14 protein-coding genes are annotated in these 14,084 nt (G+C 42.2%); 7 read left to right on the top strand and 7 right to left on the bottom strand.

From position 1 onward, the window contains the following. The 5 genes from JNK13_02410 to JNK13_02390 form a co-directional block, all read left to right on the top strand. Positions 1-786, top strand: a 786-nt coding sequence (locus JNK13_02410; GenBank protein MBL7661583.1) for a hypothetical protein, incomplete at its 5' end; no start/stop codon positions are given. Beyond that, positions 783-1,703, top strand: a complete 921-nt coding sequence (locus JNK13_02405) for a hypothetical protein (GenBank protein ID MBL7661582.1) — start codon at positions 783-785, stop codon at positions 1,701-1,703. The genes JNK13_02410 and JNK13_02405, both read left to right, overlap by 4 nt. After that, positions 1,700-2,410: a hypothetical protein gene (locus tag JNK13_02400; protein MBL7661581.1), complete on the top strand. Its 711-nt coding sequence runs from the start codon at positions 1,700-1,702 to the stop codon at positions 2,408-2,410. Before JNK13_02405 ends, JNK13_02400 begins: the two co-directional genes overlap by 4 nt. Positions 2,411-2,415: 5 nt before the next feature. Beyond that, complete coding sequence (locus JNK13_02395; GenBank protein ID MBL7661580.1) at positions 2,416-4,260, top strand: glutamate mutase L; 1,845 nt, start codon at positions 2,416-2,418, stop codon at positions 4,258-4,260. After that, a complete protein-coding gene (locus tag JNK13_02390; protein MBL7661579.1) occupies positions 4,253-5,383 on the top strand; it encodes a hypothetical protein in 1,131 nt (376 codons plus the stop codon). Before JNK13_02395 ends, JNK13_02390 begins: the two co-directional genes overlap by 8 nt. Here JNK13_02390 and JNK13_02385 read toward each other — a convergent pair. The 4 genes from JNK13_02385 to JNK13_02370 form a co-directional block, all read right to left on the bottom strand. Continuing rightward, positions 5,349-6,290, bottom strand: a complete 942-nt coding sequence (locus tag JNK13_02385) for a hypothetical protein (GenBank protein MBL7661578.1) — start codon at positions 6,288-6,290, stop codon at positions 5,349-5,351. The two genes, JNK13_02390 and JNK13_02385, sit on opposite strands and share 35 nt — an antisense overlap. Next, positions 6,281-7,357 carry a hypothetical protein gene (locus JNK13_02380; protein ID MBL7661577.1) on the bottom strand — a complete coding sequence of 359 codons (1,077 nt, stop codon included), beginning with the start codon at positions 7,355-7,357 and terminating at the stop codon, positions 6,281-6,283. Before JNK13_02380 ends, JNK13_02385 begins: the two co-directional genes overlap by 10 nt. Before the next feature lie 278 nt (positions 7,358-7,635). After that, a complete protein-coding gene (locus JNK13_02375; protein ID MBL7661576.1) occupies positions 7,636-9,030 on the bottom strand; it encodes a FliI/YscN family ATPase in 1,395 nt (464 codons plus the stop codon). Continuing rightward, positions 9,027-9,590, bottom strand: a complete 564-nt coding sequence (locus JNK13_02370) for a hypothetical protein (protein MBL7661575.1) — start codon at positions 9,588-9,590, stop codon at positions 9,027-9,029. The genes JNK13_02375 and JNK13_02370 overlap by 4 nt, the downstream gene beginning before the upstream one ends. Positions 9,591-9,736: 146 nt before the next feature. Between JNK13_02370 and JNK13_02365 the strand changes: the two genes are divergently transcribed. Both JNK13_02365 and JNK13_02360 read left to right on the top strand, forming a co-directional pair. Further along, positions 9,737-10,363 (top strand): hypothetical protein, encoded by a 627-nt coding sequence (locus JNK13_02365; GenBank protein MBL7661574.1) that lies wholly within the window; start codon positions 9,737-9,739, stop codon positions 10,361-10,363. Between the two features lie 317 nt (positions 10,364-10,680). Further along, entirely contained in the window at positions 10,681-11,205 is a 525-nt protein-coding gene (locus tag JNK13_02360) for a hypothetical protein (GenBank protein ID MBL7661573.1), read from the top strand. Between the two features lie 268 nt (positions 11,206-11,473). On the opposite strand, the gene JNK13_02355 is transcribed toward JNK13_02360, so the two are convergent. The 3 genes from JNK13_02355 to JNK13_02345 form a co-directional block, all read right to left on the bottom strand. Then, entirely contained in the window at positions 11,474-11,848 is a 375-nt protein-coding gene (locus JNK13_02355; protein MBL7661572.1) for a hypothetical protein, read from the bottom strand. 14 nt (positions 11,849-11,862) lie between these two features. Next, on the bottom strand, positions 11,863-12,756 hold the full coding sequence (locus JNK13_02350) for a hypothetical protein (GenBank protein ID MBL7661571.1): 894 nt from the start codon (positions 12,754-12,756) through the stop codon (positions 11,863-11,865). Positions 12,757-13,032: 276 nt separating this feature from the next. Next, positions 13,033-13,476 (bottom strand): hypothetical protein, encoded by a 444-nt coding sequence (locus JNK13_02345; protein ID MBL7661570.1) that lies wholly within the window; start codon positions 13,474-13,476, stop codon positions 13,033-13,035. Between the last annotated feature and the right edge of the window lie 608 nt (positions 13,477-14,084).

The raw sequence follows: 14,084 nt of genomic DNA, 5'->3' as shown, positions 1-14,084 counted from the left end.
ATTGGTCTTGGCTTATTCAATATTATTGCTGTGCACGGCGGAAGAATTTTACGAATTAAACAGGGCTGGCAATATTCAAGTGCGCTGGTCTTTGGATTAATCGCAATGTTAGTTGTCGAAGCATCAGATGTTGTTAAAGCAGAAAAAGCCTTAAAACAATGGCAACAAGTAGCAATCCTCTCGGACTTTGTCGATCATATTTATGCACAGCAAACTAAGCTTCAGGTCACAAATCGTCTTGCTGCACTTGAGCGAGAATTAGTTCAGCTCGATCAACACCAAGCAGCCTTAAGCGAGTTTCAAGCGCTCAGGCAAGCCTATCAAGCTAATAACGACAGTGAAATTCAAGCTAAGAGTTCCGCATTAAAATCAGCACTTGGCGTTTTAACCACAAATGCCAAAGCAAAAGCAGATCAGGATTACGAAGCTTCTACGCCTAGAAAAATTTCACATTTTATCCAGACAGGATTTTTCGCACCACTTGGTTCAGCAATGTTTGCGCTCTTGGCATTCTACATTGCAAACGCAGCATACCGTTCCTTTCGAATTCGTTCACGTGAAGCATTCTTGATGATGGTTGCTGCACTAATTGTGATGCTCGGTCAGATTCCCTTCGGACCGATGTATATTTCCTCCGATCTTCCGCAACTACGCTTATGGCTATTGAAAAACATTAGCACTCCAGCTTTTCGTGCAATTTCGTTCGGAGCATCAATTGCAGGTCTAGCACTAGCTGTAAGGATGTGGCTCTCGCTTGAACGCGCTCCCTTTCAAGATGGTAAATGATTGAAATGAAGTTTAATTTAGCCGAAACACTTGAGCGCATTAATCGGAAAGTTATTTACTTGACCGTAGCAGTCGCCGTAGCCTTGCCAATTATTGTTAATTTCTATGTGCCACCGGCAGAAATTCCGACAGCAAATTTACTCTTCGATGTAATCGAAAAGTTGCCACAAAATACGAATCAGATTGTGCTCTTTTCCACGGATTGGGGTCCGGGCACATCTGCTGAAAACTTGCCACAAACAGAAGCTGTAATTGAACACTTGCTCAGGCGCAAAATTCCTTTTGCCTTAATTACTAACTATGCATACGGCACACCTTTCATGAAAAGCGTGCCTGAGGCAGTTGTAAAAAAACTAAAAGCAGAAGATCCGAGCAAAGACTACATCTATGGAAAAGACTGGGTCAATTTAGGTTTTCGACCTGGAGGCGGGGTTTTTCTTCAAGGTTTAGCGCGCTCGACAAATTGGCATGAAATGCTGATCGCGGATGAACGCGGAACACCGCTTAAAGATATCCCAGCCTTTGCAGCTGTTAAAAGCATTAAAAACGTTGCACTACTTGTTGAGGTTACAGGATTAGTTGGGGTTTTTGGTAATTGGATTCAGTATTTTCAAAGCGCGGAGTATCGCCCACCTTTTGTTCATGGTTGTACTTCGATTACTATTCCAGAAGCTCATAACTATTTGGCCTCTGGACAAATTGTGGGCCTACTCGAAGGTGGCGCTGGAGCAGCTTGGTATGAAAACTTGCTAAACAAGGGCTATCCACAGCGCACAATCGGCACGGCACTTAAAGTGAACACAAGCCTGGCTGTCGCTCATTTAGTGATTATTTTCTTTATATTTTGTGCAAATTTTGGAGTCATCAGCACTATCGTTAAAAAAATCCTACCCAATCCAAAAGGAGTATCAGCTTGATCACTACATTTGGAACTATTGCTTGGTGGGAAATTTTCTGTGCAGGTCTTTGCACACTTGCAATTTTTTCATTTCTTTATCGTGAGAATATTTTTTATCGTAGCTTCGAGCATTTTTTTCTTGGCATCGCGACTGCAATTGGAATAGTTGCCTCAATTCGTTATTTCCTCTGGCCTGAAGTTTTAAAGCCACTTTTTGGCTTAGATTTACCAGTATTTCCCGATGGGACTTCGCCAACAACATATCCGACAGCCCGACTCTTACTGCTTATTCCGATAGCCTTTGGTTCATTATATTATTTCATTCTTTCCCAACGTTATGCGTGGTTAGCGCAACTTGTGATTGGATTTAGTCTCGGCGTTGGTGGTGGGCTAGCTTTTGAAGCAACATTTAACGAACTGCTGCCACAAATTATCGACTCATTCAGGCCACTTTATCCAACAAGTGAGTGCACAAGCATGCTCAAGTGTCAGGTCCTGAGTAACTGGGTTTTTATGCTGACTTTGATTTCAGCCCTAACATACTTCTTTTTTACTTTTAAGCGTAAAGCCGGAAGCGTTGAATCTGGGATTTCAGTGCTCGGCCGACAAATCATGATGATTTGTTTTGGCGCTTTCTTTGGTTCGACAATTATGGCGCGCATGGCCTTGTTAGTGGAACGCATGGAATTTTTAATTAATCAGTGGATCCCAATTTTTTTTAACTAAGTTCTATGTCGCATAGCAATCTACTAATTCTAGTTACTGACTGTGGTTCGACAACAACTAAGGCAATTCTTTTTGCTGAGACCTCGGATGGTTGGAAAGTTGCTGCACGCGGCGAGGCCCCCACTACAGTAGAAAAACCACTGGCAGATGTAACAATTGGGGCACGTAATGCTTTTCTTGAAGTCCAAGAACTCTTTCAGCGTAAAATTCTTAATGACTCACCTGCCACCGAACTCCCACCTTTTATCGCTAAAAGTAGTGACAGTGGTATCGACCTTTACCTATCAACTTCTTCTGCAGGTGGTGGATTGCAAATGATTGTAGCAGGTGCTGTCTCAAATATGAGTGCACTTTCTGCAGAAAAAGCTGCTTTAGGGGCAGGCGCAATTGTGATGGATACACTTGCTTTTGATGATGGGCGTGATGATAAAGATCGCATCAATCAAATTCGGCACTTAAAACCAGATATTGTTTTAATCGCAGGTGGAGTTGATGGTGGCAGCATTACTCACCCACTGGAATTAACAGAATTGCTACTACAAGCAAATCCACACCCGCGTTTTGGAGAAACATTAAAGCTGCCAGTAATTTACGCCGGCAATCAATCTGCGCGTGAATCCGCGGAGAAAATTCTCGGTAATAAGTTTGCATTTCATGCCGTGAAAAATATACGGCCCACGCTTGAAGAGGAAACATTAGCACCCGCACGAGATGCAATACATGACTTATTTTTACATCATGTAATGAGTCATGCCCCAGGCTATAAAACACTTTTAAGTTGGACACCCAAGCCAATTCTGCCGACACCTGCTGCTGTTGGTAATATGATTCAGACCACGGCTGAAAAGTTGAAAAAGAGTGTACTGGCAGTTGATATTGGCGGAGCAACTACTGACGTTTTTACTGCAATCTACAACACTAATGAATCAAGTAACGATCCAACGATTAATTTTAACCGCTCAGTTAGCGCCAATCTTGGAATGAGTTATTCTGTGGGGAATGTCCTTAAAGAATCGGGCATAAAGAACATCAGACGACATTTGCCCTATAATGCAGAGGAGCATGAGTTAGAAAGTATTATTCTTAATAAAATGATTCGACCCACATCGATTCCGCAAACGACTGCAGACTTACTCTTGGAGCAGGCGATTTGTCGTGAAGCCTTACGATTATCTTTTGTGCAACATCAACGTTTGGCTTCTGGTCTAAAGGGGTTACGCCGAGCACGCACGATTGGGGATGTCTTTAAGCAGGGAACGCAGCAGCCTTCTGGATTAACGATTGACCAAATTGATCTAATCATCGGGTCCGGAGGAGTGCTCAGCCATGCACCAAATCGTGCAAGCGCTGCACTGATGTTAATTGATGCATTTCTGCCAGTTGGCGTTACGGAATTAGCCGTCGATTCAATTTTTATGCTGCCACACCTTGGCGTACTAGCAACTGAATATCCTCAGGCAGCATTTGAACTGCTGATTAAAGAATGTCTCGTGCCTTTGGGAACGGTAATTTCTCCAAATTTTGTAAATCAGCGCAGTATGGAACTTTTTAGCATAGAGATTGCTGGACGTGCGGAGGAAAAAATCACAACTGGGACGCTAAAAGTTATCCCACTTGAAAGCAATACAAATGTATCCTGTAAAATTACACCGCTCAGCCATAATGTAGAATTTGGCAAATACGGCTCGAAAGCGTTTACAACTAGTTTAAGCGGTGGAAGCGTCGGCATTATTATTGATGCGCGCGGAAGACCGCTAGTAGAAAGTTCTGACCCCGAACTGCAAGTAAAAAACACTGCCGGCTGGCATCGCGCATTAAATATTTCTCTTGGAGGAAGTTCAAATGAGTAGCGCATATACGCCAGGACTATCAATCTCACGAGCCGCTGCAATTACACGCCGACGTGAACTCCCACTGCCGGGTCAGATCTTAGTTAAGGTTGGCGATCTAGTAGAGGCAGAACAGTCTGTATTAAGCGCCGAAACTCCTGGAGAGCTAGTAATTGTTAGAGTTGCAGAAGAATTCGCAACTGCCCCGACTGAAATCGCTCAATTTGTAACTGTAAGTGTCGGGAGTTTCGTTAAACAGGGCGAGATTATTGCCCAGCGTACGGGTTTGTTTGGTTTATATTCAGATCTAATCAAAGCACCAATTAGCGGAACAATTGAATATATTTCAACTGCCAACGGACATGTTGGCGTCCGTGGTCCGGCAGACCGCGTAACAGTTTCAGCTTATATTTCAGGCAGAGTTTGTCAGATCGAAAATGACTCAGCTGTTGAGATTGAGGCACATTGCGCGTTACTGCAAGGAGTGTTTGGGATTGGTGGTGAGCGGACTGGAGAAATTCTTGCTCTTAAAGATTCAGCTTCCACAGTCTTAACTGCTAAAGCCTTAGCGCAATCTAGTGCTTCACTGGCGGGGAAAATTATTGTTGGCGGGGCTAGTTTTGACTGCGGCGCGATTGAATTTGCTCGTGATGCTGGAGCACGAGGAATAATTACAGGCTCAGCTGACATTCAAACTCTAGAAAAAGCTTTTAATCTAAAAATTTCTGCAGCAGTAACTGGCAATGAAGATACTTCACTAAGTTTCATGGTCACGGAAGGCTTTGGGCAACTTAATTTAGCTCAAAGAGTATTAAACTTGGCACTTGAATTTAATGGACAGCCAGCTTCAATCAATGGAACAACTCAAGTCCGCGCTGGCGCAGTGCGGCCTGAATTATTAATCGCAACACAAGCTCCCAATGCGAATCAACGCATACAGACAATTTCTACAGCACTTGATCTTGGATCCAAAATACGTTCGATTCGCGCTCCATATTTTGGCCTAGTTGGCACTGTGACCGACTTACCAGCAGATCCACTAAGAATTGAAACAGGTGCTGAAGTGCGAGTTGCACATGTACTTTTTCAGGGGCGGGCAAATCCAGTCGTTATTCCACGGGCGAATTTGGAACTTGTGGATTAGATGTTTGAGATGTTTGATTTTCCAGACTCATGCGCTTAGCTCTTAACTCGCTCAATCTAAGCTTAAGTGTCTCAAGATCAAATTCCTGCAACTTTTCAATTAGTTTGACTTTATCTTCATAACTCAATTTCGCAACTTTTTTTCGTCGTGATTGTAGTCGTCCCTGGATCAATGTCGCCCGTGTTGCTTCTAGTAAGTCATCATTCAATGCAGTAAGTCGTTGGTTAATATCAATCGGGTCTTTACGCTCACGGGTAAGCTTAACTAACTTTTTTAGCCGGATAATTTCTAGCTCTGCGTTCTCGCCAAAACCCTTAGTTTGAGTAAGTTTCAGTTTAAGATCAATTAAAGTATCAATGCCTGCGACCGCCGCAGCCTGAGAGCGTAGTTTACGCATCTCTTGCTCTTGATTCTCAATCTGCGCTTTTAATTGAGTAAGTTTAATACGCTCAGCAGCAAGCGTGCGATTAGCTGATTCCAGATCGGCATCTTCAGACTTTAACTGCTGCAAATTGTATTTTCGTAATGGAGTCGCAGCAAGTTTAAGGCCCGGCCCAACTAGAAAAAACGTGCTCCAGAGTTCAGTGATATTTGCAGGCAATAACGTAGTACTGACTTTTGACCCAATAAAGAACTGTGATTTCCCAGTATAATCTTCACTAACGACTTTCCCTGTTGAGTCATAACTCTCAACAGCCGTCCCTTGAAAGTGATGAATCTGTCCTGGACTTGAAGCAAGCATTAGAAAAATATTCTCCGGTTGTTCATCTACGGCAATCAGTTCATCAATCACAAAACTTTGCCCACGCTGGCCTTCTTCTAGTGCGGGACTGGCAAGAGCTAGCTGCATTAAGGCTAGAGAGCAGCTTAGTATAGCAAGCGCTAAGAGAATTTGCCTTACTCCCATAGTGTCCTCCAAAAGGACTGATTTTTTTTCTCTGCTGGCTTGGCACTTTGCGTTTCAACTTCAGGAGTAATATCAGCGGGAGTTGCCGGGTTAGTAGCAAGTTGCAACTCTTGAATCTTTCTTTCTTCAAATTCAATTTGTTCTAGGATTTGCTTTTTCGCAGAAGCCTCTAGGAAATTTTTTTCAAACTCGCGAGTTGCACTAAAGCTAATCGATCGCAAAAGCTCCTCGGAATCATCTTCCACGGACCAATTTGCTAGGTAAAATCGATTTTCACTTGCGGCAATGCGTCGAGCCAGGCGCACCCCTTGCCCACGCCGATTAATTTTTGACTGCAAATCGAGTTCGGTGAGCAGCAGCTTGACTTGTGCCTGCAGCTGCTCTTGGAGCTTGCTCGCACTTAAATATTGCGCAGACATTTCTTTCTGTTTTTCTTCTGCTCGAGTTTTCAGTAAAGATTCTCGTTCGAGGAAATTACGTAAACGCGCCGCTTGATCGACTAAATTCTGGTAGCGTTGTTGCTGTGCATTTAGCGTTAGCCTGAGTGTTTCAAGCTGGCTGAGCAAGCTTAAAAGCTCAGTAAATTTCGGGTCGCCCACTGAGTTGCTGCGCTCATTACTAATTGTAACTGGATTTTGCGGGCGAATTTCCCAGCGTCCCCGCTTGCCGGCACTTGCCTGCCATTCTCCGGCATAACCTTGCTCGGTTCGAGTGCCAGTTAAAATATAGTTCATGCCCTGGTGTGAAATGACTAAAGGCAAACCCCTAAGTTTACTTTGAGCGGCGCTACTTGGCTTATTCCGTGATATTAATTGTGGCGTAAAATTATCAGTAAAAAGCACTACTAGGTATAAGTCTGAGTCTTGAATTGCCTCAACATATAAAGTTACTGGAGTACTACCAAAACCCGAGAGTGCTCCGACAAAAGGTCGAGCGGGTAAATCAGGAAATGATTTTTCAGTTCTGGAGAGATACAAGGCGAAACAAAAGAAGCATAGCAGCAAGGTAAAAAGTAATACCCCACTACTAATTGCTCCACGCCGTATTAAACGAGAACTAAAATACACAATGCTCAAATTTCCACTGCAGAAATACGTATCATTTCTGTCGCTGAACAACAATCAAATAGAGATTTTGTACGGACTTGAAACTAAGGAAGCTCTGATTAAGTTCGAGGTTCAGCCAAGATCGAGGAACGGGCCCTAATATATTTTACAGGGCAAGAAGCGCACTTTATTGTAATAAACGAGCATCGCAGAAATCTCCCGTGACGACTTGTCCGCCGCAGTCGGATAAGCCGCGTAGGCAGAAGAAATTGGCAAGATCGGACTTAATCAGAGCTTCCCTAAATTGAAACCAAGGCTCTTGCACTAGCAAGAGTTTCAATTAATTCTGAACGCTCTTCGCGGCGCTGGCTCAGGAACTTAATAATCGTTTCGCGCTTTTTAATTGATTCATCAATCGCTGGGTCACTACCGAATTTATACGCTCCAATTGAGATCAAATCACGGTGCTCCTCATAAATTGCAATTAATTTACGAATTTTTTCAGCCACATCAACATGTTCTGCAGCTGCAATCATCGAGATCACGCGTGAATTACTTTGTAATACGTCTACCGCTGGGTATTGCTGGAGTTGGCTCAAACGCGAACTGAGGTATAAATGCCCATCAAGTAAGGCACGAATTTCTTCTCCCAGCGCATCCTCCATTTGTTCGGTCGCAAGTAGCACAGTATAAAAGGCTGTGATACTTCCGCGATCGGAATTCCCAGCGCGCTCAAAAAGTTCTGGGAGCGCAGCAAATACAGACGGTGGATATCCTTGACGAGCGGGAGACTCTCCGACGCTCAAAGCAATTTCTCGTAAAGCTCGAGCGAAGCGGGTCACCGAATCCATCAAAAGCATTACGCGCTTACCTTGGTCCCGGAAATATTCCGCAATTGCAGTGGCAGTATAAGCAGCAAGGATGCGACGCATCGGTGAATCATCACTGGTCGAGACAACAACCACAGTTTTTTTACGCCCTTCTGGACCAAGAGTGTCTTCAAGAAAATCGCGCACTTCGCGCCCACGTTCGCCAATTAAGGCAACGACATTAACATCTGCGGTATTATTACGCGCAATCATTCCAAGTAAACTTGATTTACCGACGCCAGCCGTAGAAAAAACCCCTAAGCGTTGACCTTCACCAACTGGTAATAGCGCATCTATTACTCGAACCCCGAGAGGAAGCATTTTTGAAATTCGACGACGCTCCAATGGTCGTGGAGCACTGTGCTTAACTGGATAACTAGTCTCAAGCTTTAGTTCACCAAGTTCATCGATTGCTTGTCCAAGGGAATTAATCACTCGGCCAAGTAGCTTGTCGCCGACTTTAACTGCTAGTGTCTCCCCTGTTAGAGTCACAGGAGTTTTGGGGCCAACTTGTTCAAGCGTATCAAATGGGCTCAAGAAAACATCTTCATCATCAAACCCAACAACTTGGGCTTGCACTGGCTTTCTGCCGGGAGGTTCGATCGTGCAGAGTTCCCCAATATGAGCGTTGGGTAACTTGGCGCGAATCAAAAGTCCTGTAATTTCTTTAACACGTCCGCGAATTGCAACCGGTGGAGCACTCAAATCTTCGAGAGTCTTTTCAAATCGTTCTAAAGACACTTCAGGGATATTCAGATCGCTTACGGTTTTCGATTTTGGTTCATTGCGGACAACTTGTAAGTGTTGAGGCTTTTCGTGCTTCATGATTGAAATTCAAACCGGTGAGCCAAATTCTGAATTAATGTTTCAATTTGTGCATCAACTTCGCCAAAAGAAGTGCGCACAACACAACCACCACGAGTAATCGACTGATCTGTTAGAATCGCTACGGGACTTCCGCCTGAAATTCTTTTGAGAATATTTGAAATCGCTTCAATCGACTTTTGATCTTCGGGATGCACGATAATTTGTGCCGCTGAATCAGTCACAGCCTCGCGTAAGGTCTTAACCGCTAAGTCTTGAACCACTTGGGGGTCAATTTTTGCTTGGTCGCCAATAATTTTTTTTGCAATTAGTAGTGCTAGGTTTGCGGCTTTTTTAGCAAGTGCATCACCAACTGCACCAGACTCTTCAAGTAAGCGAATTGAAAGTTTTAACGCTTCTTCACGTCCAGAGTTAAAACCTTCTTGGTAGCCTTTTACTTGTGCTTCTTTAACTACATTTTCAGCGCGTAGGGTAATTTCTTGGGCGCGCTTTTCTGCGGCATCAATGATACCCTGGGCTTCGGATAAAACAGCTGTAATTTTAGAACCTGAATCGGCCATATGCTAACTCTTATTTTGATGCACAATCCTAGCAGAAAGAAGGTTAATTTTAAGTATTTTCTCTGCGAAAAATATTCAATAAATTCAACTAATTGCAGTGGTCAACTATGTTCAAGCTGTCAAAAAAGTGCTATCGAATCTGCTCTATGCATAAAAATTTCATTATTTCATTAATTTTTTCATTCTTCATAACCAGGGGATTTGTCTTTGCAGAGCCCTTTGCAGCTAAATGCGGCGCGAACCTCGTTAGTGTAGTGAGCGAGCAAGGAGATGCAAGTATTCGGAAGAATCTTTTTGGTTCCGCAGAGAGTTTATCGGTAAAAACTAAGACTTTACTCAATCAGACCTATGAAAAAATGCTTGCCTTAAAGCAGTCTGGTGATCTTTGTCCAAAAACGTGTCCGCAGCTACGTAATGTGAAAATGTCATTTAGTTCTGTACCGAGAAAATTCCTTAGCGAATATCAAGAAAAGCATTTTTGCTCGAATAAGCTTGTAGCTACACAGAAAAATCCTGATACTTACACTAAAAAATTTAATAACATCGACCAGCTCTGCTCTTGGTTTGGTGATTTTTCACAAGGCAAGGGTACCGATGGAGAGAAATTAATGCAGGATTGCCCTGGCGACTGCAGCCCACAATATTATGTGGCACTTGAGGATCGGGCCAGTAGCCTTGAGGCAACTTGTCAGATTGTGTGTGGCCATGCGCGGGATAAAGATGACGGGATTTACAATCTTAAGTCTGCTGTAATCTGGAATTGCGAGGTCTGATTTTTTCAATTCCGAATTCTTGTAGCTACACATCCCCTTTAAAAGATGTCATGCCTCCCCCTCATCCTCGCCTTCCGATATACATGCGCTCCAGCTGACATCTGTCAAAAAGTCAATTATTAGAATTCTATTAGTAACAAAATTGTCAATTTACAATAGTTGTTATTTTTAGTGAACTTCTTGCATGGGTAGATATCTCCACGCGCTTTACTATTAGCAGCACAGTGCTTTTAGTAGAGCAGTCTGTATTAATGTTTTAGCACCTCCGTGAGTAGTTTTTTGAAGCCAACTTGAAAAAGCTACTCACGGAGGCAAGCATGGCAAAAAAACGTCTAATTATTGCGATCTCAAGTCGCAGGCCAGGCTATTATAATCCTGGACGTCATACGATCGAAATCAAACTCATCTTCAAAAAGTGCGGCAATGTTGAGGGCGTCTCTTATCGTTTTCTGAATGGGCGTTCGCTTGAAGAGGCCCGTGATGAACTGGTGACTGTTTTGCTGGGGACATTGGAAAAATTTTTAAATGACCCGCGCAATAACTTCCAGGAATTAAACAACGGACGCAAGAAGGGCACTGACGATGAAGCGAAGATCTATCATATCTCTCAGCATGTCAGAGCAGGTAGATTTAGTTACGACTTAATGGTGCGCTATCCAGGAGGTGGTGCACTGCTTGAGAATTCGCCACTAACTCAGCTGATTTTCAATGTATTCTCGACTGACCGCAGAGTTACAAATTTTTTAGATGGGCACATTACAAAAGTGCTCGGCACAGCAATAGTTATTTCCCGTGACCATTACTGGAAAGATTTGAGTGGCGAGTCGATAAAAGTTATCTAGTTCGCGTGCACGAGTAAAGTGCTAGATAATGTTTTTGAAGTAGGTTTTGCACAGACTGCTTCTTTTATTTTGCTTACGTTCATTTTACATCTGGTACGGGGTTACTTTCTAGCATTCTTTTCAGACCCCAAAATTGCACCTCCAACTACTTTATCCTCCAGACTTATCTATTCTTTGCGTGTAGCTTGAAATATTTTAGTTTTTATTGTTGCTTGCGGTTTTGCGTAATTGCTTGGGAAAGTAACCCCACACCAATTTGAGATTTGAGTTAGTTAGTATTTAAATATTTTTTTCGCCAATTAATATATTCTTTTGGAAATTCTGTTTTCAGTTTTTCTTGACAAGATTTTACAGCTTTATTTGAGCACTCGATAAGCCAGTTGAGAATTTCTTTTTTATCTTTGGTATTCGTAATGTGATAATCTGTAATCCATCGAGCAACGGTTTGATCCCCATTTTGCCATTTAACCTTGAAATCTTCAAAATCATTCGGCGAAAAAGGGGCAAGATATGGGACGCTGCCTCTTTCCACATCAAATTTTGCCCTTGTAGTTTCATCCGTAACTATAATTTGATGACTGCATGCTACGAGTATATAAAATATTAAATATATTAGGAAATACTTTAATTTATATGTTTTCATGCGATAATATTTCCTTATTTTAGAGAAGGGATCCAAATTCCAGGGTTGTCAAAATCTATGTTTAAATTCGGATCACGAAGAGTTATTGAGGAATCATCAAAACTTTTGCCATAAATGCCTGAATCTCCATTTTTCTTCACATTTATCAATTTTTCAGGGCCTATAACTAACTGATCGTAGCCATGCTTTCTTAAAATTTCGCTAAAGTCATCTATGAATTTTTTGCCGACTTCACATGAGTAAAATTTGATTATCCTAGATTTTCGTAATTTTATAAGTAGCTGCTTATTATACTGAATAATATCGAATAGGGCTTGAGCATCTAGAATTTGACGACGCTTCACCCCCAGCCGATCATCTGCCATTTTATCACTATTGCCATGACCGCCGATTGATAGTTCCAGATCGAGATCAGGATAATCAATATTATTCCAATAATCGAAAGCTCTAGAATTTGGATCATGTAAATTTAAATCCAGTAAGCCACTCGGGTCGATATAATGAACGGGATTATTCCCCACATACCCATACAAATTCTCTCCACCCTCATAGCCAATCGGGTCCCTACTCACCCACCTTCCAAGCTTAGGCGCAAACCACCTAAAAGTTGCCAGTTGAAGGTTTAATCGCGGCTCATGGTAGTACCCATACTTTCCACCATAACGATAAGGATTTGCAATTGCACCAGTTGAAGCAACCTGGTCACCGAAAGCTGTATAGTTATAACTAGCTACTACAGCCCCAGATTGATTCGTAACCCTCCTTGTCTCCCCTTGCGGACCATAGTGGTAGAAATAAGTATTCGTACCTTGATTTATAAACGCTAAGCCATCAGCTCCCCAGGTGTTTACTTGTTGTACTACCCCTGCACTTGTAATCTCCTCAAAAGGAACTCCCCCTGAAAAGATATAAAACTTCTTAAACGTCTCTTAACTTCTGGTACTGGGTCACGGCCATTAAGTTAAGGAAAGCAGGTAAGTACTCATCATTTCAAGCGAAACGAAGTGCAGTCAAGAAATCTCCAAATTTCTCCAGTAAATGCAGTTGGGGATCTTTCGACTTGCTCTTGCTGGACACGCTCACGATGACTAAAAAATCCTTATCTTAATGGCCGTGAGCCTGTTCCAGTTGGAAATTTTGGGGAACAGATCAGTTGTTTGCTGATAGTTAGATAGCTTTCCGTGTCATTTATTTCTATGCTTGATTATCAGTTCGCCTGTGCTTGGATCTTTTACAAAAACTATGCCTTTAGAATTATCTCGACCAACATACTCTCTCAAAGCATTACACCAAGAACTGTCATTGATTATTCCCTCTCTGCTCCATAACTCGTATAGCCTTGCGCTGTCAGAATCTCCAGATGAACGTCCTTTATCATACCATTCCAACCCTTGAGCTACAGCGCATAGTCCGTACGTGTAATGGTTTCCTATCATCGCTGCAGCTTTTATATCCCCGCGCTTCCATGCATAGATATATTCTTTGAGTTCATCATCGGTTAGAGGACCCAAAGGTGCAGTTATTTTAGTATCGTCTTCACTATGAATATCTGGATTCAGAGCTTTATGCTCAATACTACAACCAACAAGAAAAATTAAAAATAATACAAATAAAAATTTCAATGCCATCAGAATGACACCTCCCACTTTCCACGCTTTTTTTTGTTAGGAATAATTTTCCCCAATTCATTTTTACTTTTGGTACGGGGTTACTTTCCACGGCCCTGCCCAAGCTTCGAGATTACACCTCCAACTACATTATCGTCCAGATTCATCTATTTGTTGCGTGCAGTCTTAAATATTTTAGTTTTATTGCTGCTTGCGATTTTGCTGATTTGTTTGGGAAAGTACTCCCGTACCAATTTGAAATTTGAAATTTTTGAGATTTGAGATTTGAGATTTGAGATTTGAGATTTGAGTTAGTTAGTATTTAAATATTCTTTTCGCCAATTAATATATTCTTTTGGAAATTCTGTCTTCAGTTTTTCTTGACAAGATTTTACAGCTTTATTCGAGCACTCTATAAGCCATTCGTAACATTTTATTCTGTCATTTAAGACTTTAAAGTAATACTCTGTGATCCATCTAGCGCCTGCTTTGTCTCCATTTTTCCACTTTCGAATATATTCTTCTACTTCTAAATCCGAAACTGGGTCCAAACGTGCTGTCAATACTTGATCTTTCTCTATATCGACATGCTTAGTCTTATTTACGCATGAAAGCAACGTGACAACAAC

It is taken from the genome of bacterium (assembly GCA_016786595.1).
Taxonomy (GTDB): domain Bacteria; phylum Bdellovibrionota_C; class UBA2361; order SZUA-149; family JAEUWB01; genus JAEUWB01.
The sequence above is the reverse complement of the archived record's forward strand: the minus strand, read 5'-3'. Positions and strand labels throughout refer to the sequence as shown.

What these genes read in the sequence shown, in the direction of transcription:
- JNK13_02365 (MBL7661574.1), top strand. Translation starts at nt 9,737, where the DNA reads ATGCATAAAAATTTCATTATTTCATTAATTTTTTCATTCTTCATAACC.
- JNK13_02405 (MBL7661582.1), top strand. Translation starts at nt 783, where the DNA reads ATGATTGAAATGAAGTTTAATTTAGCCGAAACACTTGAGCGCATTAAT.
- JNK13_02355 (MBL7661572.1), bottom strand. Translation starts at nt 11,848, where the DNA reads ATGAAAACATATAAATTAAAGTATTTCCTAATATATTTAATATTTTAT.
- JNK13_02360 (MBL7661573.1), top strand. Translation starts at nt 10,681, where the DNA reads ATGGCAAAAAAACGTCTAATTATTGCGATCTCAAGTCGCAGGCCAGGC.
- JNK13_02370 (MBL7661575.1), bottom strand. Translation starts at nt 9,590, where the DNA reads ATGGCCGATTCAGGTTCTAAAATTACAGCTGTTTTATCCGAAGCCCAG.
- JNK13_02345 (MBL7661570.1), bottom strand. Translation starts at nt 13,476, where the DNA reads ATGGCATTGAAATTTTTATTTGTATTATTTTTAATTTTTCTTGTTGGT.
- JNK13_02390 (MBL7661579.1), top strand. Translation starts at nt 4,253, where the DNA reads ATGAGTAGCGCATATACGCCAGGACTATCAATCTCACGAGCCGCTGCA.
- JNK13_02385 (MBL7661578.1), bottom strand. Translation starts at nt 6,290, where the DNA reads ATGGGAGTAAGGCAAATTCTCTTAGCGCTTGCTATACTAAGCTGCTCT.
- JNK13_02375 (MBL7661576.1), bottom strand. Translation starts at nt 9,030, where the DNA reads ATGAAGCACGAAAAGCCTCAACACTTACAAGTTGTCCGCAATGAACCA.
- JNK13_02395 (MBL7661580.1), top strand. Translation starts at nt 2,416, where the DNA reads ATGTCGCATAGCAATCTACTAATTCTAGTTACTGACTGTGGTTCGACA.